Here is a 19,011-nt window from a genome sequence, read left to right as displayed (position 1 = left end):
GAGACGGACCGCGGCGGCGGTGGGGCGCACTAACTGCCGTGCTTCGTCAAGTTCACGTGTTGGCTGGATGATCGGTTCCATCCGAGGCGGGTGGAGAAAGTTTGTGAAAGCCCATTTGAGTACAGAAGACGACATAATCGCCGAGAACGACGATCTGGGTAGGATGGCAGCGTTGCTGCAGGCGAGCTGCGATTTTCGCGTACTGCAGCGCCTAAAGCCGCGGTCGATCTTCGAGCCTCGAGACGGATCGCCGACCCGGCGTGCGTTGCTCGTAGACGTCGAGACCACCGGCCTAGACCCCAAAAGCGACGAGGTCATCGAACTCGCGCTGCTGCCTGTCGTCTACGGCCTTGATGGTCGGATCTTCGAGGTTGGCGAGGCTTTCGTGAACTTGCGACAACCGACGAGGCAGATCCCGGCGGCGGTTACCGTCTTGACGGGGATCACTGACGAGATGGTCGTGGGCAAGAAGCTCGATCTCGCGAAGGCTGTTGCATTGATTGCCGAGGCCGATCTCATCATCGCGCACAATGCCGCCTTCGACCGCAAGTTCGTCGAAAAGCTAATCGGCGACGTCGCCAAAAAGCCGTGGGCATGCTCGATGGCAGACGTCGATTGGGCGAGGGAAGGCTACGAGGGATCGAAACTCGCCTATCTCGCCATGCGCACGGGCTTCTTTTTCGAAGGGCACCGGGCAGCGGACGACTGCTTCGCCGCGGTGGAGATCCTGGCGCAGCAATTACCGAGCACCGAAGGCCCGCAATGGAGCAGCTTCTCGATCGCTCCCGTCGGACAACATGGCGGGCCTGGGCCGACGGCGCCCCCTTCGAGTGCAAGAGCGCACTTAAGAGCCGGGGTTACAGTTGGAACGGCGACGCCCAATCTGGTCCGAGGTGCTGGTTCTGTGACGTCGAAAAAGACGGCGTCGCGGACGAAGTCGAATTCCTACGCGGGGCCGTGCGCCGCAGCGACTTCCGCCCGATCGTCGAAAAGCGCACGGCATATGAGCGCTTCTCGACGAGGCGGCGTCTTGGAGCGGCTCGACTAATGACGGCAAGCCGCTCCGGGTAATCTTGGACGCGAGCGGCCTCCGGTCATCGGAAGAGCGTGCAAAAGGGGCGCCGTTTGACGCGGCAGTTGGTGGTCCGCTCCGGCTGTCGGCGAACGGGCGCTTCGCGGTGAATTCGCCCTTGGCGTTGCAGCATCCGCTCAGCCAGACGGGAGATACCTCGTCGTGCAGAAACGGCTTTGGGGTCTCGCAAATCCCCGGCTGTCTGACGAGGTGAAGGCGGCGCTGGCTTTCGAGCTCATGTCGGCTCGTCGGGCGGTAAAGAGGTGAGGGGACGGTGTGACAAAAATTGGGGAATTCTTCGTATGCTTTGTCGAGGCACAGTCGCGTGTCGCATCGGTAAACTGCTTGGCCTTTGAAGAGGGATGTTGAGAGAGGCTCCGAGATTGGCGGGCTTTACTTACAGTGGGAACGTTTGTGGGGAGACATCCGACTTGCGCCCCCCGTTACTTAGTACACGCAGAGACAACTCTTATCGCCACCGGAGACAACTCATCATAGACAATCCGAGCGTTATCGTCGCGCGATGGCTTGCTCGGTTCCTCGTTGATCGACGTCGTAAACAAGGTGATTCACCGGTAAGACAGTGTGAAATTAGAAAATAGCTATTATTTTCAATGGCATAAAGAGCGGGTCCTTGAATCGTCCATCTAGCGTTTCAACGATGTGAAAGGATCGTTGGAGCTTTCGCATTCACACCTTACGATCCCTCCGTAAGCGCAAGGAACGCGATTGATGGATGGGGTCGTTCGATTACTTGATCAGAGCGCAGCGAGTGGAGCGTGCGAGCCCAAGGGGCCAGACTTCGCAGCGATCAATAAGGCCCGAGAAGGTATTGAAAGGACGCGCCAGGAATATCGCCGTCGCTGGCGGAATAAGCATGAGATCACGGATGGGGGAGACGCATCTCCATTGGCTCAAAAGCCTCGTCTCTACGAGGCGACATCTGCGATGCGAGCTGAATATTTGAGGCGTGGAGAGAGACTGTTTTCGCTGTACGCTCATGAAACGGGATTGCCGTGCTCGAAGGACCGACTGAGTCCTCTAGCATTTGCCAGTTGGATCCTAGGTCGTGAGCCGTTGCTGGATCTGAGCACAAGGCGCAACTACTATGCGTTCGCGACAGCGTTGATCGAGACATTTCCGGACCACAGCAGAGGGGAAGCCTTGGCGATGCTGTCGGTCGAGGCTGGAGTCAGGTCACGCGCGCGGCAAAATTCCAATGTGCCAACCAGATTTGATTATCACCACCACAATGTCGTTAGGAAATTTCTTCGGGCAAGCACGCTGTATGGTGGATCGGATTGTGCGGAGGATTGGCTTGTCTCTAGCCTGCACACGGGGCTCTCGCCACAGGAATGGGCCCTCACAGACATCGAGCAAGTCGGGAAATCGTCGATCTGGTTGCATGTGGTTAGCTCCGAGGTTGATCCGGAGTATTCTGCCTGGTCTTATCGATCTCTTGACATCTCCAATTTCAATCCAGAGGTTTTGGCGTCCATCGCACGAATGGTAGATCGTGGGCGCAGTTGGGCCACCTCGGGCAGGTTCGCGAAGAAGCAGAGTGAAGCGAACGCTCTCTTGAGTAGGGCGTGTAAAGCTGCAATTCCGAGGTTGCAGGCGCCATATAGTTTGGAGAGCGCCCGTTATCAGTTCATCGAAAATATGCGGACTAAGTGTGCAGAGGAAGACGTGGCCGCACTGGTGGGAACCATTTGTCTGGAATTCAATCGGGCATCTTATCATCATCGTCGCGCAGCATGGCAGGATGACGAGATCAAGAACATTCCGATCCCTTCTGCAAAGCTCGTCGCCAATATGCGTTTGCGACTTGAGGTCTTCTCTCTTCGTGTCATGGCGCGTAAGTTAATGTCTAGAAGAGGCTTTTAGAGGGTAGGGTCTGTTTCAAGCGCTGGAGCATTTTGAGCGACTAGCGTGTCAGATTATGCGTCGATCTTCTACTCCGGTGGGGTGCAACAAGTTGCGCCAATAGATTGGACGAGTCTTGAATGTATTCGGAATGTCTGAGCGCCCTCAAACATTGCAAACGAATTCACAAGTATTGTCTAGCGTAGGCCGAAATGCTGGTAACTATTGCCGATAAGCCTCACGACCGACCCAGGGCTAGGTTTGCTGGCTGCAGCCGATTAACGACAGCACCAAAGCCTGACTTATGGAGGCATCAAGCGTAAAAGCCGGGCAAGATACTTGGGGTATAGGCTACTCTTGGCGCAAAGCAGACATTAGGTGGATGCAGCTTTACATCGAGAAGATGACCATTTCCACTAAGTGACCTCACGGAAAGCAATATCGCGCTGTAGCGCTGTGTTGCGACCAAGCGAGAACTGATACCACTACTGCCTGCACAAGCGCCGCCTAGCGAGTTGCTTCCCCGTCGGAACGCGACCGTGCTTGCAAGGTTGTCTGCCAAATCTGGAGTTTCAAGATTTGCAGACTTCCTACCGCATTGCTGGACTCTGGCGATATCCCGTCGCCTCGATCGGCGGAGAGGCCGTTTCGTCAGCAATTGTCGGCGCGCAGGGGCTGGTGGGCGACAGGATGTATGGCCTTTTCGACGCGGCATCCAAAGCGCCGGCGGCGCCCGAAAAGGATTGTCGGTGGCACAAGGCACTGTCGTTGATCGCCACGCGCACCGAAGATGGCACTATTACGATCCGCTTTCCCGATAGCAACGAAATTGAGTTAAGTGCTGCGAGCGCGCCGATCTACCTTTCGGATTTCCTCGGATTCGAGGTTGGCATTGGACAAATAGGATCGGAACCGCACGTCACGGATTTCCCGTCTCTCCAGCATCGCCAGCCGCACTTTCCCATCCATCTATTGACCACTGGGTCGCTTCGATATTTGGCCCAACTGCGGGAGGTGCATTCAGTGGACGTCCGCAGGTTTCGGCCCAACATCCTGTTGCGATCGAACTCCAACGATGAGGATATCTGCTTCGCCGAAGCGGCGTGGATCGGGAAGCGGGGTCGTACGCAGGATGTCGTCATGGCGGTTGAGGAGGAAGCGACCCGCTGCGGAATGACAATCATCCCTCAACCGGGCATCGAGGACGACCCAGAAATCCTCCGTACGATCCTGCGGAGAAACCGGAGGCGGCTGGGCGCATATTGCACGGTGGCGGAGACGGGCGTTCTGTCTGTCGGGGACGACTTCGAATTGAGTTGACGCTATGCGCTTTCGAGGATCAGCGACGGCGTGGTGTCCGTCGCGTTGCCGCGGATCGCCGCCGATACAATGTCGCCGATTTCCTTGGCGCTTGTTATTCCTTGAACAAAAGGCGACTTGTGGAGAAGGAAAGGGATCGCCGCACAATACAGGTTCGCGCACAAGGGTGCTGTGACGATCGGCCGATATTGAGCGTCAAGCTCGATGCCGCCCGTTGACTTGTAGGCGGGATCCGATAAGTCGGCTTGTTCGGCGGATGTCAATGTTTTGGCGGGCTTGACGGCGCCCTGCGACAGCAAGCTCGGAAAGGGAAGATCGCGTACCGACAGCGCGGATTGCCCGGTCGCATCGATAAACGCCTCGAAGTCATGCGTTTGCTCGTCGAGCAGTATGCGCGCGCCGATCTCCACGCTGTCCGTGTCGAGTTCGTAGCCCGATCCGAGCCGCATGATGCTGAGCTTGTCAGCTCGGTGAAGGGCAAGCATGCGCTCGATCGACAGGTGCGGGACCGTCGCGTAATCATCAATGAAAATCGTCTTCAGTCCCCGTCCGAACCGCTTCAAGTCGTCTTCATCGAGATGCGGTACGATCTTCGCGATCACTTCGTGCATCCGCAGGATGGCATAGCGCCATTCAACAGTGACGTTGTGACGTTTGTTGTGTTCGGCTTCCGCCAGATTGCGCGCGGCCCAAGCGAATGGATCCGCTTCATCGCGGTCCGCGAAATATGCGTTGGCGAAGTTGTCGGCATTCAAGGAGGAAAGTGCGACATGCGCCGCGTAATCAGGATCGCACGCCGCAAGCTCGCGCGCGAACAGATCGAAAGCCCGGTCCAAAAGCTGCGATTTTCCTGCGGCAATGGCGTCTGCCACGGCGTTGGGCGTGCAAATCGTCAATGGCCGATACGGATACTCGCAATGGAAATCGGCTTCCGGAAGCAGGCCTTTTCGCGACATCATGGTCACGTGCAGAGTCTCGGAGCCCGCCGACGGTGCATATTGAAGCTGACCGGCGGCGTCCCTGTAGAAGACGCCGTGTGCCGTCGAGACGGTCATAAGCGCATCGATCGCGCTTAGGGAGGTGCCTAGAATGCCGACTGGCCCTGGTGCAATCGCCTTGAGATCGCCTGCTGGCCAAGGGGAAATGAAGTAGCCGGGCTTCACTTCGGTCCTGTCCGGCCAGTTGTGGCCGGTTGCCATCACGACGTGGTCGAAGGCGTAATCCTTTCGCTCTCCCGCCAAAGTCTCCGCACTCAGGAAAATGTCGTCGTTATTGAGACGGATATCGACAACGCGATGACAGGATCGAACCACGATCGAGTGGCCGTTGGCCGTTCCGACATCGACGAGTGCGCGAAATTGCGTTTGCAGAAATTCACCGAGGACGACGCGGGGGTAAAATTCGCGCTCGCTGATTGCGGTCCGAGCGATCCCCAATCTGAAGAGCTCCTGGTCTGGGAGACCTGAAAGCCACTCGGTCAAAGATTGGGTGATCGGAGGAAGTTCGACGCTTGCGATGTTTGCCAACATGATTCGGTCGTTGGCATCGGGATGATATGGGGTGCCTTTTCCCGGCTCCGCTTCGACTTCGAAGATGGAAATCTCCATCGGCACCATATGGCCGACGAGCCCAGCAAGCGTGTAGATACCCGTGGGGCCGGTGCCAATGATTGCCACTCTCGATTGCATGCGTTGCCGTCACCGCCCGGATCGAATACGTCTTTATGACGGCTTTCCCAGCGGTTTGTTCCACGTGTCGAAGGCGGCAGCGGGCGGCCTTTTGCGGTCCGCTTCTGTAAGTGAGGCAGTGATCGCCTCAACTCCGCGACGGGAAAACGACCCGTCGCGACACAATTGCAGATCTGGTTCAGCGGGATCGAGATCTCAAAGATCTCCGCGCTGGAGATTAAGACCGGCCGTGCTGCCAATGCGTTGTGACGTCCTCGCCTGACTTGTTCAGGTGTACGTGTTCATCGATGTGATCGATCCATTCCGTGGGAATGTAGTGATGATGCTGGCCGTCAGGCGAGCTTGCCTTGGTGAGCTTGATTTTGTCGGTGCCGTCCATGTGATCAACTTTACCGACGACCTTCTTGTCGGAAGAAATCACGTCCATATGCTCTTTGATAGCTGCTGTATCGACCATGCGGGCCTCCTGCGTTGAGAGGCTGAGTAACTGCCGAGGTCAAGCAAAGTTTCGATACTGACGGCGGCTTGCTTCGCCGTGCTTAGGTAAGGCTGTTTACTCCACCCTGCGATCCCGGGCAGGCGGCAGCATTCGCGCTCAGTCGAGCCGGATAACTTTCGGGAAGCTCGATAGGGAGAGTCCATTCGTGAGACGATTCTTCCCAGATCTGCCTTTCCTACACAGCAGGATGGCGCAATTTCTCCCAGCGATCGATGTCGCGTTCGCCACGTGGCGAGCTCATCTGGCGCCGCGATCAAGGGGGCAGCTGCGCCCTAGCCCTCGAAGAGCGAAGACCCACAGTGCTCATGGCCTGTCGAAAACACCCGCCGCCCGCAGGTCGGCTCGGACTTGTTTGACGCCCCGAAACGCGAGTCCAAGATCCAGCGCCTTCCGTTTAACGCTCGACGACGAGCGCCTGAGCGCCGCAGTTGCTCGAATTAATGACGCGCCGGAGGACGCCAACTCGCGAAGCCGGTTTTCATCACGGTCAGTCCAAAGCTTGTTCGCATTTCTCGGCATGGCGTCCTCAACTTTTGTTTGGGCACTAACGCCAATTTAATACGAATGTTCACGCGTCGTTGGGACCGAATGTGTTTTCGCTGTGAAGCCCGTGCCGAATGGGAAGGACGCGTGCGTGCCGTTCGCGTCAATCGGTATGAACACCCTCGAAGTTGGCCATCAACCGCGGGACCTCATCCGGCAATTCCCTCGCCAGCGTGCCTACACTTCCGTGCCGGACACTAAGCATCCGCCCGGCCTCGCCGTGGAGACACACCGCCCAGAGCGCTGCAAGGGTGGAATCTGTACCGCGGGCCAGGATGCCTCCGAGGATGCCGGCGAGGACGTCTCCGGAGCCGGACGTGGCCAAAGCGATCGAGCCGAAGCACGCCCGCCATGTCTCTTCGCCGACGACATACGTCTCGGCGCCCTTCATGACAACGACCTCGGCGTGCCCTGCTGCGCGATGAGCGGCCTGCAGCGGCTCGCGCTCGACCTCGTCCCGCCCGGTCTGTAGAAGACGGGCCATTTCACCGGCATGCGGGGTGATAATCGCTCTGCTCGATCCGCCACGGAGACTGCCCAGCTTCCCGCGCAAGCAGGTGATGGCTGCGGCGTCCAGGACGATGCGTGCCTTCGTACCCGCGAGCAGCGCCATCACCAGCGGACGCAGCGCGTCCTCATCCATCATGCCAGGCCCCACGACGACCGCGTCGGCGCCCTCCGCCAGAGACACGATTTCTCCAGTATTGGCTGGGTCAATCTCGCCTCCGCATGTCTCTGATAGCCCCACGACCATGGCCTCGGGCACCGCCACTCCGATATGAGGCGCTACCGATGCGCTCGTTGCAATCTGCAGGATACCTGCTCCCGACCGCAGCGCGGACACGCCGGCAAGGATTGCCGCTCCGGGAACCCGCGCATTTCCGGATATGACCAGCACGCGCCCACGCGCTTCCTTTCCGCTGCCGTTTTCATGGAAGGGAAGCGGGTTAGCGCGTAGATAATCTGTTGAGAGCTCGCGATACGCTGTCATCGCGCCGCTCCGTTGTCGTCCGGCTCCTCCGTGACGGGCGCACCTTCGCGCTTCAGCGGAGCCACGTAATTGTACCTCGCCAATTGCATCGCTTCGTCGCCGTCCAGCAACCCGTATTCGGTCACGGAACAATTCGCCACATCACCCTCGCGATCGATCGCGAGAATCGTCTTCTCGTCCATCGATTCCAGAAGGTAGCGCAGGCATAGGACGACGACCTGATGGGCAACAATGAGCACGCGTTCTCCAGCGTAGTGCAAACTAACGGAGTCGAGAACGCTCCGCAGCCGCAGCACAACATCCGCCCAGCTCTCACCTGCAGGTGGTCGGTAGTAGAATTTGCCGACAAGTGCGCGTCGGTTCGCTTCGTCCGGATAACGCTGCTCGATGCCGGTCCTCGTCAAACGATCGAGTATTCCAAATTCCTTCTCCCGCAGCCGCTCGTCGTGCGCGATCTTCAGGACCCGATCGTCGGTACAAGTCACTCGCGTAATGATTTCTGCAGTCTGTTGCGCTCGCATGTACGGTGAGCTGAGAACTACACTCGGCCGTTCGAGCTTTGGAAGATCCGCAAACCAGCGACCTAGAGCTTCCGCCTGACGCTCGCCCAAGCCGCTCAGAGGCACATCGACGTCCCGCGTGTCGATGGCAATGTCGGCCAGTCCAGCCGCATGAGCCGCATCGCGGGCCACATTTCCGGAGCTTTCCCCGTGCCGCACGATCCAAAGGGTCGTCGGCCAGCGCTGCTTGGCATTCCCCGTTCGGGTTCCTGCATCGACGCCCACACGTGCCCCCATTTGCATTCCTCCTCGCCCTCGTCGTGGACCCGGCGAAGCATTCAACCTATCAGCGGATGTTTGATAGCCAGGTCAGCCGCGATGGTGTTTACCGCATGAGCGAGCTCGACCGCGTCTGGCGCCTCTGCATATCCAACCTTGAAGCGGATACGCGGGTGCCACGTTCCACCATTACGGATGATCTGGATAAGCAGCCCGTCGGGAATTTCTCGTGTCTTGCGCAGCTCGAGCTTGATCAGCGTTTGAAGCTCATTCGGCGTGAATTCGATCCTCGGCATTTCTCGACGCATCCATCGCCTTGTTTTCCTTTCAATTGCGAGGCGGCCTCTCGGTTCCAAGGGGGCTGCGCCGCTTGATTGATGAAGTTCGACTTAGGGAGCGTGCCAAACCTTACGCTTCCGATGCATCGAAATTGTGGGCCGTTAAAGCGAGGAACAGAGCCGTTAATCCGCCGTTCAACGGGCATAACAGCACTCAACTGAATGGATAATAACATGAGCAAGGTATTGACGCTTTTTACTGCGCTGGCGCTTCTCGTTGGTTTCGCCGCTGACGCTTCAGCGGGCAAAGGTCGAAAGCACCATTCTCAGAGCCAGAATCAAGGTAGCATGACAACGGGCCAGTCCCGATCGGGATACACCGGCGGGAACGCAGCGTTGCAGGGCAACAACGGCAATTCGGGCCAAGGCAGCAATTCGCTCGGACACATCAAGGGCGGCAATATCGGTGGCGGCAAGTGATCGGTCGAGCGCTGGCCAACGCGACCGTCATCACGCTTTGGGCGAGCGGTGGCGTCGTCGCTCAGACCTCGGACCCGGGGGGCACGGCAGCGACGAGTAAGACTGGCGATCCAGCCGCCAGTTCAGCGTCCAGCAGTCCCTCGTCGCAGAGAAGCAATCCGAGCGGCAGCGGGACATCGACATCTGGCGGGCGGGACGACAACGGTGATCAAGGTCGAGACAAGGCGCCAAACACGAACATCAAGTCGGCCCCTCGCTATAATTCGCCGAAGAACTAGCGCGAAGAGCCCGCCGACTCGGCGGGCTACTTTGCTTCAATCACTCGGACCGCAGTAGGTCGGAGCGCGTGGAATGCTTGATCCGGCGCGTTGAGGACGTGATCACAGCTGATCAGCAACATTCCAACCGCTCGCCAAGCTTAGCCTTGTCGGAGCGATTGTCTGGGTTGACCGCCTCACTCGGTCTGTTGTCTTCAGACTCTCCATGACGCCCTCGGTGTTGACTGATGAAATGTCCTGCTCGTGTCGCGCACGTTGCATCATGCTGCGCCTCGCTCCACGGGACGCGGCTCGTCCACCAACACATACAACTCCCGTTCTCAAAAAAATGACCCGCCGAAGCGGGCCATCTGGCTTAGCGATACAATGCCCGCTCCTTACGGACCTCATCGGCGCCGTAGGGCTGGCTCGCAGGATCATACCCTGTCCAGCCGCTCTTCTGCCAAGCGGCGCTGCGATCTCGCAGGTTCACCGAGGACGTATCCAGAACAGCTTCCAAACGGGTTTTGTCGACATCGGCGACCTTGGCCGTCACCAGCGAACCGCCGCGGCGGACGCCCTCGGCATAAAGCGGAGCCTCGTCGTCGGATACGCCGGCCTGGGTCAGCGCACCAACCAGACCGCCCGTCGCTGCGCCTGCCGCGGCACCGACCGCGGTCGCGGCCAGCCAACCGGCTGCAACGACCGGTCCAAGACCAGGAATGGCAAGCAGGCCAAGGCCGGCCAGCAGACCTGCAGCGCCACCGATGCCAGCGCCGACGCCGGCGCCGGTACCTGCCGCTTCGGCGCGGTCATCGACGCCGTCGCCGTCGCGGTCTTTCTTGCCGTCGAACCACCCGTCCGAGTTGTTCGCGACGATGCTGATGTCGGAGTGAGGAACGCCGGCGGCCTCAAGCTTTGTCACTGCGGCCTGGGCGTCGGAGTGGTTGTCGTAAAGACGGGAAATGGTCGTTGTCATGTTTTTTCTTCCTTACTTGGCCGCGTTAACGTTGCCTTGGAAATCGACGCTAATGCCGGTCGTCATGCCACCCTTGGAGGCCTTGCCGCGCCAGACGCCGTTGTCGTCCTTCTTCAGCTCCGTCACGTTGCCGTAGCCAGCCTTCTCGATGGCCGACTTGGCTTGGCCTTCGGTGAAAGAGTTGCGACCGGCGACCGGTGCGTTTGAATTTTTCTGCTCTGAGTTGACGGCGCTGTTGTTCGGCCCGTCCTTGGCCGGCGGGTTCTGCGCGAAAGCGGCTCCGGAGACGAGCAGGGAAGCGGCTACGATGAGATTGGAGATCGGTTTCATGCAAATCCTCACATGTGGGTGACGGGCCCTTCCAACATCTTCGAACATGCTCAGTTCCGTTGCTTTAAGTTTGAAGTATTCAGTCGGGTCGGCAATCGAGGCGGCGGCCGTGTTTGGTCCGATCCTTGTATGGGAATACTTTGCCGCCTGACTCGCAAGCAAACAACGAAGGATACACCCGATGCCGAATGCCGCCCTCAAGACCGAAGACTTCCGTTCGCCGGCCGTCATGCTTTCCGGCGTCGTCGACTACGACATGTACAGGAGTTTCCGCCAACAGCTCGACCAAGCGGGTGAAAGAACCCTCGTCGTTTGCGAATTGTCGACCTTGGGCGGCGACCCGGAGGTCGCACGCATGATGGGAGAGGACATCCGGTTCAACAGCGAGTTGGCTCCCGACCGGAGATACGTGTTTTTAGGGAAGGCTGCGATCTACTCTGCCGGTGTAACGTTTATGAGCTTTTTTGTCCGGGAGAACCGTTACGTCACGCGTGGGAGCCGTCTAATGATCCACGAGCGTAAATTGTCGAAGACTCTAACAATCGATGGGCCTCTCACGACTTGCCGGGCGACCGTCTAAGCGACGCTGAACGAGATCGAGTGCTCGATAGCGATCCAGAATGAGGGCTTCGAGAACCTGGTGCGCGGGTCGCATGTTTCGATGGATGACCTGCTGAAGAAAGCCCCAGCAACTGGTATCTTGAGGCGAACGAGGCGCGGGAGCTCGGGATCATCGCATCCATTTTATGAAGCGGCGAAGCAGCCCGCAGTCGCGACGCTGGCGACGCGTCCTCGCTCGTTTGCATTACCACGACAAGCCGGAATGCCCACGAAGCAGTCTCCTTCACGGTGCCTGAAACTGAGCGGAAGGGCGGCGGGAAAGCCCTTGGTTTCACGGGCGCAGATGTCGCCGATATGGTCTGCAGTGCACAATGATCCGTAGCGCTGGATGAAGGAAACGCGATGCCTGAAGCGCCATTCTTTCCTCTGCTGCAAACAAACTACAGCGCTTGTGGAACGAGCGCGCAACGTGAACATTGCACCGTCGCCCGACACTAACGGCTGCCTGCCGGCTCCTTTTGAGAGGTTTTCATGACCGACGATCAGACGCCTTCCGAGACCGAGCAACTGTCGGACGTCACTTCGACCGTGACAGAGACCGTGAAGTCCGCCGCGAGCACCATAAAAGGCGTGATCGAGGAGGGCCGGAAGCCCGGCAACTCGCTCGATACTTTAAGCAAGGTCGTGCGCCAGGCGCCCCTCGCGGCATTGGTCGTCGCCTTTCTGGTGGGCCGAGCTTCTAAGAGGCGCTGGTGATGCTCGACAAGCTGAGCCGAAAGATCGAGCGCGCCAAATATGCCGCCGGGTCCTACCTTCATGACCAACTTGATCAGACTCAAGCCCATGTAACCTCTTATGCCGTGGCTATTGGACTATACGCGGCGGCGGCCATCTTCCTCATCGCTACGATACTTGTCGGAGCCATGGCTGGTTTTCGGTGGACCGAGTTCAACTATGGTCATTTCGAAGCGTTTGGCGCTTTGGCTGCTCTTCTCGGCGCACTGATGGTCGGTTTCACCTTTCTCGCCATCTATCGCTCGCAACGCCCTGCCAAGCGCATCATGCCACTTGCGAGCCGATTGCGTGTCGCAATCAGCTCATCGCCATCTCGCGACGAAATCGCGCCGGCGGCGACCATCGCGTCGTTGGCTACGCGCAGCAGCGAGGCGCGCGGCGGTGCCGCCATCTCTGCACTCGTTGTCGCGTCGTCTCTCTTCGGATGGGCGATGCTGCGGCGGCGAAATTTACGACGATCAGCTTAGGCCGATCGTGGAGGAGTTGCGGATGCGAATCGATCCTCCAATTCCGGGCGAACATCTCGATACCAACCGAGAGGCGGCAGGTCTGGTCGCCGCAGTGGCAAGTACGATCCTTGCGGCGATGGTCATCTCCGCGCTTTACTTCGGGCGGGAAATCTTCGTGCCGATGGCATTAGCCATCCTGCTGACCTTTGTGCTGGCGCCTGCGGTACACGCCCTGCAGCATATTCGGGTGCCGCGGAGCCTTGCCGTTGTGGGGGTTGTCCTATGCGCGTTCGCCTGCATCCTTGGTCTGGCCAGCCTGTTCGCGGCGCAGTTGAACGATCTCGCCGGCGAGCTTCCCAAATACCAAACCACCATCAGCCAGAAGATCAGTTCGTTGCGGAGCACGACGGCCGGACGAGGGACACTAGAACGCGCCTCCGACATGCTCAGGGATCTAAGCAATGAGCTGGACAAGCCTGCGCCTGCGGTTCACGGCGGCCCCCCAGGACAGGTCTCCTTAACGCCGCCCGGAACGGTGACGCCGGTCCCGGTCGAGGTTCGGCAGCCCGATCCCAGCGCGCTTGAGAACCTGAGAACGGTTCTGGCGCCCTTGGTCCACCCGCTGGCAACCACCGGCATTATCGTCATCTTCGTGATCTTCATCCTCATCCAGAGGGAAGACCTCCGCAACCGGCTGATCCGGCTGGCCGGCGCCCACGACCTACAGCGGACAACCGCCGCGCTCGACGACGCCGCCGCGCGTCTCAGCCGGTTGTTTCTCACTCAGATCGCCGTCAACGGGGCATTTGGCATCGTGATTGGTCTAGGACTGTGGGCCATTGGCATCCCGAGTCCGATCCTTTGGGGAATATTGGCTGCTGTGCTGCGGTTTGTGCCGTATGTCGGCGCCATAATCGCGGCGGCGTTCCCATTGATCCTCGCCGTTGCCGTCGATCCGGGCTGGTCGCTCCTGCTCTGGACGGCAGCCCTCTTCGTTGTGGTCGAGCCGCTAGTTGGACACGGTATCGAACCGCTAGTCTACGGACGCAGCACCGGCCTATCGCCCGTCGCCGTCGTCGTCGCCGCGACCTTCTGGACCGCACTCTGGGGCCGATCGGCCTCGTCCTCGCCACCCCTCTTACGGTGTGTCTCGTGGTCCTCGGTCGTCACGTGGAAAAACTGCAATTCCTGGACGTTATGTTCGGCGACAGACCGGCCCTGACGCCGCCAGAGATCTTTTACCAGCGCATGCTCGCGGGAGATCCAACGGAAGCAGCCGAAAAGGCTGAGCAATTCCTCAAGGAGCGCTCCCTCGCTTCCTACTACGATCAAGTCGCTGTTCCTGGCCTTCGCCTGGCACAAAACGACTTTGACCGCGGCGCGCTTCAACTCGAGCGGCAGGCGAAAGTGCGGGACTCGGTTCGCGAGTTCACGTCAGACTTGGCTGAGATCGACGAAGAAACCGAGGACGACGTCCCGACTACGGACACCGAGGCCGCGACCGCAGTGGACCGTAGCCTCGAGGAAGAGCCCGCGGAGCGCATGCCCGTTCTTAAACGCGAGGATCTGGCTCCAGCGTGGCATGGAAATCCGGCGGTTCTCTGCGTGGCGGGACGATCGTTGCTCGACGAAGCCGCGGCCGTGGCGATGGCTCACCTCGCTGAGGTGCATGGGATCGCCGCAAAGGCCGAGCCGTCGGAGGCGCTCGCCAACACCAACATCGTTCGACTGCAGCCGGATGGCGTGCAGGTGGTCTGTCTCGTCCACATGGGTGACGAGGTGTCGTCGCACACCCGGTTCGCGATCAGGCGGCTAAAGCGAAAGATGCCGAAGGCGAGGGTCATGCTTTGTTGGTGGTCGGGCCGGATCGATGAAGAGGCCGCGGAGCAACGTCGTCTGGAGGTGAGGGCGGATCTGGTCGCGACTTCCCCCAGTCACGCGCTCACTATCCTTCTGGACGCCGCGGCGTCCGTCCCGATCACCACTCAGCCGGAGAGCGAGCTGGCAGAGATTGCGAGGTGAACGAATTTCGCGGGCGGATGCAGAGTGCAATGCGGGCCCGTCGATTGCGCTGCCTACCTTAGGAGCTTGGCGGATTTCCGGGAATAGACGCTCTCGGAACTGCATAGACGCTCGACCGGTATGGTCAGTGTGGGAGAGGCGCTTCGTAGGACGAGTCGTGCTCGAACGTCATTGGGGCGCGCAGCTCAACGCCCACCGAGGTAGGCTTGGACTATCTTCAACGCCCCTTCCGGTTCGTCAAACTTGTCGGCAGCGAAGCTCTTCATTGGGCTCCAGTGGGGCCCGTGTGTCGTGATTCCGAACTTGCCGTCCTCTCCGCGGCGGACGCGGCCGATGATCTCCTGTCGCTCAGTCCATACAAGCAACCAGGTCTCCGGGAATTCGTTGTGCGGTTGCAGTTCGATGGTGGCCATGACGCCTGTCCGTTGGAAGCGATGTCTGACAAATGCGGATATGCATCGTTGTTCCGGTTTCTTGGAACAAGCGGCGCGTTGCGGACTTCAAAAGCGCAGCAACGCGAGGGTAAGACCATTTTAGCTCCAGCGAACCGATCCATTGAGAACATCTTCGAATTCGCCGCGAAAGCCGCGCAGCGTGCCGCGAAAACCGATAGCGATGCGCTTATCGCTCCAGAGATTTGGGAGGATTTCCATTCCAGCGGTTTGGGCAAGAGCCCGTTGCCGGAGGAATTTGGCGGCGTCGGTCTCTGGGAGCCACGACACGGCGAGCGGCTTTGCGCGGTTCTGCGGGCCCTCGGCGCGGCGGACCTGTCGATCGCCCGGCTGTACGAGGGGCATCTCAACGCCGTTGGCCTGGTGTGCCGCTATGGCTCACGGGAGCAGATCGAGGACTTGGCGACGGACGTGGCTGCCGGCGCGCTTTCCGCGGTCTGGGGAGCTGACGACGCAGAGGGGCTCACGATCGTTTCCGGCGAAGGCGGCGAGGTCCTGAAAGGACGTAAGATACTCGCTTCGGGAGCAGGTTTCGTCACGCGTCCCCTAGTCACCGCTAAAGGACCTCGGGGACAGCAGATGTGCTTGCTGGATCTCGAGCCGGGATACGTTCACGACATTTCCGGCTGGCAAGCTCAGGGGATGCGTGCCACGGCGACAGGGACGGTGGAATTCACCGGGCGCTCCGTTGGCGCCCGGGAAATCGTCGGCGATCCCGGCGACTTCATGCAGCAGCCGCATTTCTCCGGCGGAGCTTGGCGGTTCTGTGCAGCACATGTCGGCGCGACGGAACGTCTGGTGGATGTGTTCCGGAACCATCTGAGGTCCTCCGGCAGAGGTGAGGACGCCTATCAGCTTGAGCGGTTGGCTGGCTGCGTTGCGGATGCGACGACCGCACGTTTCTGGGTGGAAGAGGCCGCACGGCGCCTCGCATCGGACACCGATCCCGAAACCATCGTGGCATTTGCGAACCTCACTCGAATGGTCGTCGAAAGGTCGGCCTTGAATGTCATGGAGAGGGTTCAGAGAGGCGTCGGCCTCCGCGCCTTCGTGAGGCCCAACCACGTGGAGCGCGTCTGCAGGGACCTGGCAACCTATCTGCGTCAGCCCGTGCCCGATCTGGCCATGAGTGACGGCGCGCGCGTTTTTCTCAAGACGGCACTTTCGGTGGGGGAATTCTGATGAAAATCGCGCAGTACCTGGAGGCGGCAAGGAAGCTACCAATCATCAGCCGCGAAGAATTGACAAGTCATGCGCCGATCGTCGTCCTGTCGCCGCACCCGGACGACGAGACCCTCGGCCTGGGCGGGCTCATCGCACAAGCGCGCTCGGCCGGCCAGGAGGTTCACGTGGTGGTCCTGACAGACGGAGCAGGATCACATCCCAATTCGATCGAATATCCGCCCGAAAAGCTCGTCAATCTTCGCAAAGCGGAGGTCCGCGCTGCCGGGGAAATCCTCGGCATGGACCCAGCTTGCGTCTACCATTTAGACTTGCCCGATACGCAAGCTCCTTCCGAGGGGCCGGCGTTCGTTGAGGCGGTCAGGTTCGTGTCCGAGCTCGTCCGCAGGACAGGCGCGAAGAACCTTTTCGTCACATGGGATCAGGACCCTCATTGCGACCACAAGGCCGCAGCCGCTCTCGCCGCCAGCGTTCTGAGCGATAACCCTGTCGTTCATCTGTGGGCCTATCCCATCTGGGGATGGCATTTGAATACGGAGGAGCATCTACCCGGAGAGCCTCGGGGTACCGTCTGCATATCCGATCCGAGCGTACGATAAAGCAAAAAGCCATAGCCGCCCATGCGTCGCAGATGTCCAGCCTGATCGAAGACGACCCGACGGGTTTTAGATTCACTGCCGAGACGCTCGCGCCATTCATGACCGACTATGAATACGTTCTCGAGATCCCGTCATGACGCGGCACACCGAAAGCCTGCCTGCCGAATACTTCGAAGGTCGCTATCGCGAGAATATCGATCCATGGGACTTCCGTAGCAGTGCTTACGAGCGCGAAAAATACGATGCGACGCTGGCCGCGCTTGGCAGCCGGACCTATCGGCATGTCTTGGAGGTCGGGTGCTCGATCGGGGTGTTGACGGGCAAGCTGGCGAAACGAAGCGAACGATTGCTGGCGATCGACGCTTCGCAGACTGCCATTGACGTGGCGCGTGAGGGTGCTTCGTCGAACGTGACGCTTGAGAAGCGTGTTCTGCCAGGGGATTTTCCTGGAGGCCATTTCGACCTGATCGTGCTTTCGGAAGTCCTGTACTACTTCACCGAAGCCGATCTCCGCGTGGTCGCGGATCTGTGCTGCACAGCGCGGGCGCCGGGCGGCGAGATGGTGCTGTGTCACTGGCTCGGGGAGACCGACTACCCGCTCACCGGCTGCCAGGCCAGCGACATCTTTGCCGCCGCCGTGGCTAAGCGAGCTCCGTCTCGCCGGATCCTTCGCGATCATGTCTACCGCTTGGAAACGTTGTCGTCGTAGGGCTCTCCGTTCGGAGAGCTGCGAGGACCAAACGCGCGGCGGAAATCTCGCGCGGAAGTTCGGAAGGCCGCAAGGTGCGTCGCTCGCTCAACGCGGAGCTCGCTACCGAAATAGCCTCCCAAGCTTCGAGGAAGGTCGCTTCCTCCGCACGGAGACGGGGAATAAGGTAGGGTGGAATAGCGACCCGGGCGGAAAAGGTGTCGGCGTCCAAGTCACCCCTCCATGCTCTGCGGAAAAACGATCTGCAGAGAGCCCGCCGGGTCAAGTGCAGCGCGGGCTCCAGATCTTCGTCGCAGGGAGCATCGAGGTCGGTCAACCGGCGCTGCATCGTATCCGCCGCGCCGCCCGTCGCGCGGCCTGAAAGGCGGCAGGATGTCTGCACGGTCACATCCAGCGAATGCCTCACCTTGAAGCCGGCTTCTTCGAGCGACGCCGTCAGGGCCGCATCTTCACCTAGCGGCCGGGCGGGAAGCCCCCCTATCGCCCGGTACGCCTCGACCGTGACTGCGAGGCTCGCGCCCGACGATACCCGGTGGTTCGGCCATGGATCGTGAGGCCGTGGATCGCAGCGCGCCACGATCTCGGCAACCAGCCTGAGATAGGTGTCTTCGAGGCGCCCTCTCTGCAAGAAGCCGCGCCCAAGCATCACGATCTCGGAGGGGGCTGCATCGACATAGCCCGCCACGCAGTCCACGCCCTTCGCCAGTTCGCAAAGATTGGAACAGACCCATGTCGGGCTGACGCAGGAGTCGGCATCCGTGGTCATGACGACCCTGCCATTGCCGAACTTTTCGAGACGATCGACAGCCAGATCCATGGCGCGCTTGCGTGCCCATCCGGCGTTGGACATCTCGCGCGGGAGACATTCTTCGGCGACGACGACACGCTGCGGAAGAAGTCTAGCAATGCGTTCGGCGACGGCGACCGTGTCGTCCGTACAGTTGTTGGCGAAAACCAGTACCTCGAAAGCGTCTGCGGACAACGGAGACCCGTGCAGATCCCGCTGTACAGCGAGTGCGGCGAGGCATGCGCCGATTCGCTCGGCCTCGTTGCAGGCGGGGATGGCTATGCTGGCGAACGCAGTAACAGCGGCCATGGCTTGGGATATCCTCTCGATCGCGCTGCTAATGCCTCGCAACATGGCAGGTTCCGGTGAACCC

21 protein-coding genes are annotated in these 19,011 nt (G+C 59.9%); 12 read left to right on the top strand and 9 right to left on the bottom strand.

Translation table 11 applies throughout. The features are described 5' to 3' along the window. Positions 1-103 precede the first annotated feature (103 nt). From RPMA_RS27480 to RPMA_RS27470, 3 genes are all read left to right on the top strand, one after another. Positions 104-1,048 (top strand): 3'-5' exonuclease, encoded by a 945-nt coding sequence (locus RPMA_RS27480; RefSeq protein ID WP_249225482.1) that lies wholly within the window; start codon positions 104-106, stop codon positions 1,046-1,048. 1,194 nt (positions 1,049-2,242) lie between these two features. Beyond that, the gene (locus tag RPMA_RS27475; protein WP_211910841.1) at positions 2,243-2,959 is read left to right on the top strand and encodes a hypothetical protein; all 717 of its coding nucleotides are present in this window, start codon (positions 2,243-2,245) and stop codon (positions 2,957-2,959) included. 558 nt (positions 2,960-3,517) lie between these two features. Next, complete coding sequence (locus tag RPMA_RS27470) at positions 3,518-4,258, top strand: MOSC domain-containing protein (protein ID WP_211910840.1); 741 nt, start codon at positions 3,518-3,520, stop codon at positions 4,256-4,258. Positions 4,259-4,260: 2 nt separating this feature from the next. On the opposite strand, the gene RPMA_RS27465 is transcribed toward RPMA_RS27470, so the two are convergent. The 5 genes from RPMA_RS27465 to RPMA_RS27445 form a co-directional block, all read right to left on the bottom strand. After that, positions 4,261-5,934 carry an FAD/NAD(P)-binding protein gene (locus tag RPMA_RS27465; RefSeq protein ID WP_249225480.1) on the bottom strand — a complete coding sequence of 558 codons (1,674 nt, stop codon included), beginning with the start codon at positions 5,932-5,934 and terminating at the stop codon, positions 4,261-4,263. Positions 5,935-6,163: 229 nt separating this feature from the next. Then, positions 6,164-6,403, bottom strand: a complete 240-nt coding sequence (locus RPMA_RS27460; protein ID WP_211910838.1) for a DUF2171 domain-containing protein — start codon at positions 6,401-6,403, stop codon at positions 6,164-6,166. A gap of 688 nt (positions 6,404-7,091) precedes the next feature. Next, entirely contained in the window at positions 7,092-7,979 is an 888-nt protein-coding gene (locus RPMA_RS27455) for an NAD(P)H-hydrate dehydratase (RefSeq protein ID WP_211910837.1), read from the bottom strand. Continuing rightward, positions 7,976-8,764, bottom strand: a complete 789-nt coding sequence (locus RPMA_RS27450) for a histidine phosphatase family protein (protein ID WP_249225476.1) — start codon at positions 8,762-8,764, stop codon at positions 7,976-7,978. The genes RPMA_RS27455 and RPMA_RS27450 overlap by 4 nt, the downstream gene beginning before the upstream one ends. A gap of 53 nt (positions 8,765-8,817) precedes the next feature. Next, positions 8,818-9,054 (bottom strand): hypothetical protein, encoded by a 237-nt coding sequence (locus tag RPMA_RS27445; RefSeq protein ID WP_211910835.1) that lies wholly within the window; start codon positions 9,052-9,054, stop codon positions 8,818-8,820. A 216-nt stretch (positions 9,055-9,270) separates the two neighbouring features. Here RPMA_RS27445 and RPMA_RS27440 point away from each other — a divergent pair, with 216 nt between their 5' ends. Beyond that, positions 9,271-9,516 (top strand): hypothetical protein, encoded by a 246-nt coding sequence (locus RPMA_RS27440; RefSeq protein ID WP_211910834.1) that lies wholly within the window; start codon positions 9,271-9,273, stop codon positions 9,514-9,516. Positions 9,517-10,149: 633 nt separating this feature from the next. On the opposite strand, the gene RPMA_RS27435 is transcribed toward RPMA_RS27440, so the two are convergent. After that, complete coding sequence (locus RPMA_RS27435) at positions 10,150-10,752, bottom strand: hypothetical protein (RefSeq protein ID WP_211910833.1); 603 nt, start codon at positions 10,750-10,752, stop codon at positions 10,150-10,152. A 12-nt stretch (positions 10,753-10,764) separates the two neighbouring features. Beyond that, positions 10,765-11,082 (bottom strand): hypothetical protein, encoded by a 318-nt coding sequence (locus RPMA_RS27430; protein ID WP_211910832.1) that lies wholly within the window; start codon positions 11,080-11,082, stop codon positions 10,765-10,767. 181 nt (positions 11,083-11,263) lie between these two features. On the opposite strand from RPMA_RS27430, the gene RPMA_RS27425 reads away from it, so the two are divergent. The 5 genes from RPMA_RS27425 to RPMA_RS28680 all read left to right on the top strand — a co-directional run bounded on the left by RPMA_RS27425 (position 11,264) and on the right by RPMA_RS28680 (position 14,909). Next, positions 11,264-11,662 (top strand): hypothetical protein, encoded by a 399-nt coding sequence (locus RPMA_RS27425; RefSeq protein ID WP_249225475.1) that lies wholly within the window; start codon positions 11,264-11,266, stop codon positions 11,660-11,662. A 512-nt stretch (positions 11,663-12,174) separates the two neighbouring features. Beyond that, positions 12,175-12,399: a hypothetical protein gene (locus RPMA_RS27420; RefSeq protein ID WP_211910831.1), complete on the top strand. Its 225-nt coding sequence runs from the start codon at positions 12,175-12,177 to the stop codon at positions 12,397-12,399. Then, positions 12,399-12,905, top strand: a complete 507-nt coding sequence (locus RPMA_RS27415; protein ID WP_211910830.1) for a phage holin family protein — start codon at positions 12,399-12,401, stop codon at positions 12,903-12,905. Before RPMA_RS27420 ends, RPMA_RS27415 begins: the two co-directional genes overlap by 1 nt. 22 nt (positions 12,906-12,927) lie before the next feature. Next, complete coding sequence (locus RPMA_RS28685; RefSeq protein ID WP_408056494.1) at positions 12,928-14,109, top strand: AI-2E family transporter; 1,182 nt, start codon at positions 12,928-12,930, stop codon at positions 14,107-14,109. Then, entirely contained in the window at positions 14,058-14,909 is an 852-nt protein-coding gene (locus tag RPMA_RS28680) for a hypothetical protein (RefSeq protein ID WP_408056493.1), read from the top strand. The genes RPMA_RS28685 and RPMA_RS28680 overlap by 52 nt, the downstream gene beginning before the upstream one ends. Before the next feature lie 185 nt (positions 14,910-15,094). Here RPMA_RS28680 and RPMA_RS27405 read toward each other — a convergent pair whose 3' ends face one another. After that, the gene (locus RPMA_RS27405; protein ID WP_211910829.1) at positions 15,095-15,322 is read right to left on the bottom strand and encodes a hypothetical protein; all 228 of its coding nucleotides are present in this window, start codon (positions 15,320-15,322) and stop codon (positions 15,095-15,097) included. A 48-nt stretch (positions 15,323-15,370) separates the two neighbouring features. Here RPMA_RS27405 and RPMA_RS27400 point away from each other — a divergent pair, with 48 nt between their 5' ends. The 3 genes from RPMA_RS27400 (at position 15,371) to RPMA_RS27390 (ending at position 17,851) form a co-directional block, all read left to right on the top strand. Then, on the top strand, positions 15,371-16,543 hold the full coding sequence (locus RPMA_RS27400; RefSeq protein ID WP_249225474.1) for an acyl-CoA dehydrogenase family protein: 1,173 nt from the start codon (positions 15,371-15,373) through the stop codon (positions 16,541-16,543). Beyond that, on the top strand, positions 16,543-17,142 hold the full coding sequence (locus RPMA_RS27395; RefSeq protein ID WP_249225472.1) for a PIG-L deacetylase family protein: 600 nt from the start codon (positions 16,543-16,545) through the stop codon (positions 17,140-17,142). Before RPMA_RS27400 ends, RPMA_RS27395 begins: the two co-directional genes overlap by 1 nt. 133 nt (positions 17,143-17,275) lie before the next feature. After that, positions 17,276-17,851: a class I SAM-dependent methyltransferase gene (locus RPMA_RS27390; protein WP_211910828.1), complete on the top strand. Its 576-nt coding sequence runs from the start codon at positions 17,276-17,278 to the stop codon at positions 17,849-17,851. Here RPMA_RS27390 and RPMA_RS27385 read toward each other — a convergent pair. Further along, a complete protein-coding gene (locus tag RPMA_RS27385; RefSeq protein ID WP_211910827.1) occupies positions 17,784-18,947 on the bottom strand; it encodes a glycosyltransferase in 1,164 nt (387 codons plus the stop codon). The genes RPMA_RS27390 and RPMA_RS27385 overlap by 68 nt on opposite strands. Positions 18,948-19,011 lie beyond the last annotated feature (64 nt).

It is taken from the genome of Tardiphaga alba, from assembly GCF_018279705.1.
GTDB lineage: Bacteria > Pseudomonadota > Alphaproteobacteria > Rhizobiales > Xanthobacteraceae > Tardiphaga > Tardiphaga alba.
The sequence above is the reverse complement of the archived record's forward strand: the minus strand, read 5'-3'. Positions and strand labels throughout refer to the sequence as shown.

Bases quoted from the DNA above. Each gene is read 5' to 3' on its own strand.
- RPMA_RS27475 (WP_211910841.1), top strand. From the start codon at position 2,243: ATGCTGTCGGTCGAGGCTGGAGTCAGGTCACGCGCGCGGCAAAATTCC.
- RPMA_RS27460 (WP_211910838.1), bottom strand. From the start codon at position 6,403: ATGGTCGATACAGCAGCTATCAAAGAGCATATGGACGTGATTTCTTCC.
- RPMA_RS27455 (WP_211910837.1), bottom strand. From the start codon at position 7,979: ATGACAGCGTATCGCGAGCTCTCAACAGATTATCTACGCGCTAACCCG.
- RPMA_RS27445 (WP_211910835.1), bottom strand. From the start codon at position 9,054: ATGCCGAGGATCGAATTCACGCCGAATGAGCTTCAAACGCTGATCAAG.
- RPMA_RS27440 (WP_211910834.1), top strand. From the start codon at position 9,271: ATGAGCAAGGTATTGACGCTTTTTACTGCGCTGGCGCTTCTCGTTGGT.
- RPMA_RS27435 (WP_211910833.1), bottom strand. From the start codon at position 10,752: ATGACAACGACCATTTCCCGTCTTTACGACAACCACTCCGACGCCCAG.
- RPMA_RS27430 (WP_211910832.1), bottom strand. From the start codon at position 11,082: ATGAAACCGATCTCCAATCTCATCGTAGCCGCTTCCCTGCTCGTCTCC.
- RPMA_RS27425 (WP_249225475.1), top strand. From the start codon at position 11,264: ATGCCGAATGCCGCCCTCAAGACCGAAGACTTCCGTTCGCCGGCCGTC.
- RPMA_RS27420 (WP_211910831.1), top strand. From the start codon at position 12,175: ATGACCGACGATCAGACGCCTTCCGAGACCGAGCAACTGTCGGACGTC.
- RPMA_RS27415 (WP_211910830.1), top strand. From the start codon at position 12,399: ATGCTCGACAAGCTGAGCCGAAAGATCGAGCGCGCCAAATATGCCGCC.
- RPMA_RS28685 (WP_408056494.1), top strand. From the start codon at position 12,928: ATGCGAATCGATCCTCCAATTCCGGGCGAACATCTCGATACCAACCGA.
- RPMA_RS27405 (WP_211910829.1), bottom strand. From the start codon at position 15,322: ATGGCCACCATCGAACTGCAACCGCACAACGAATTCCCGGAGACCTGG.
- RPMA_RS27395 (WP_249225472.1), top strand. From the start codon at position 16,543: ATGAAAATCGCGCAGTACCTGGAGGCGGCAAGGAAGCTACCAATCATC.
- RPMA_RS27390 (WP_211910828.1), top strand. From the start codon at position 17,276: ATGACGCGGCACACCGAAAGCCTGCCTGCCGAATACTTCGAAGGTCGC.
- RPMA_RS27385 (WP_211910827.1), bottom strand. From the start codon at position 18,947: ATGGCCGCTGTTACTGCGTTCGCCAGCATAGCCATCCCCGCCTGCAAC.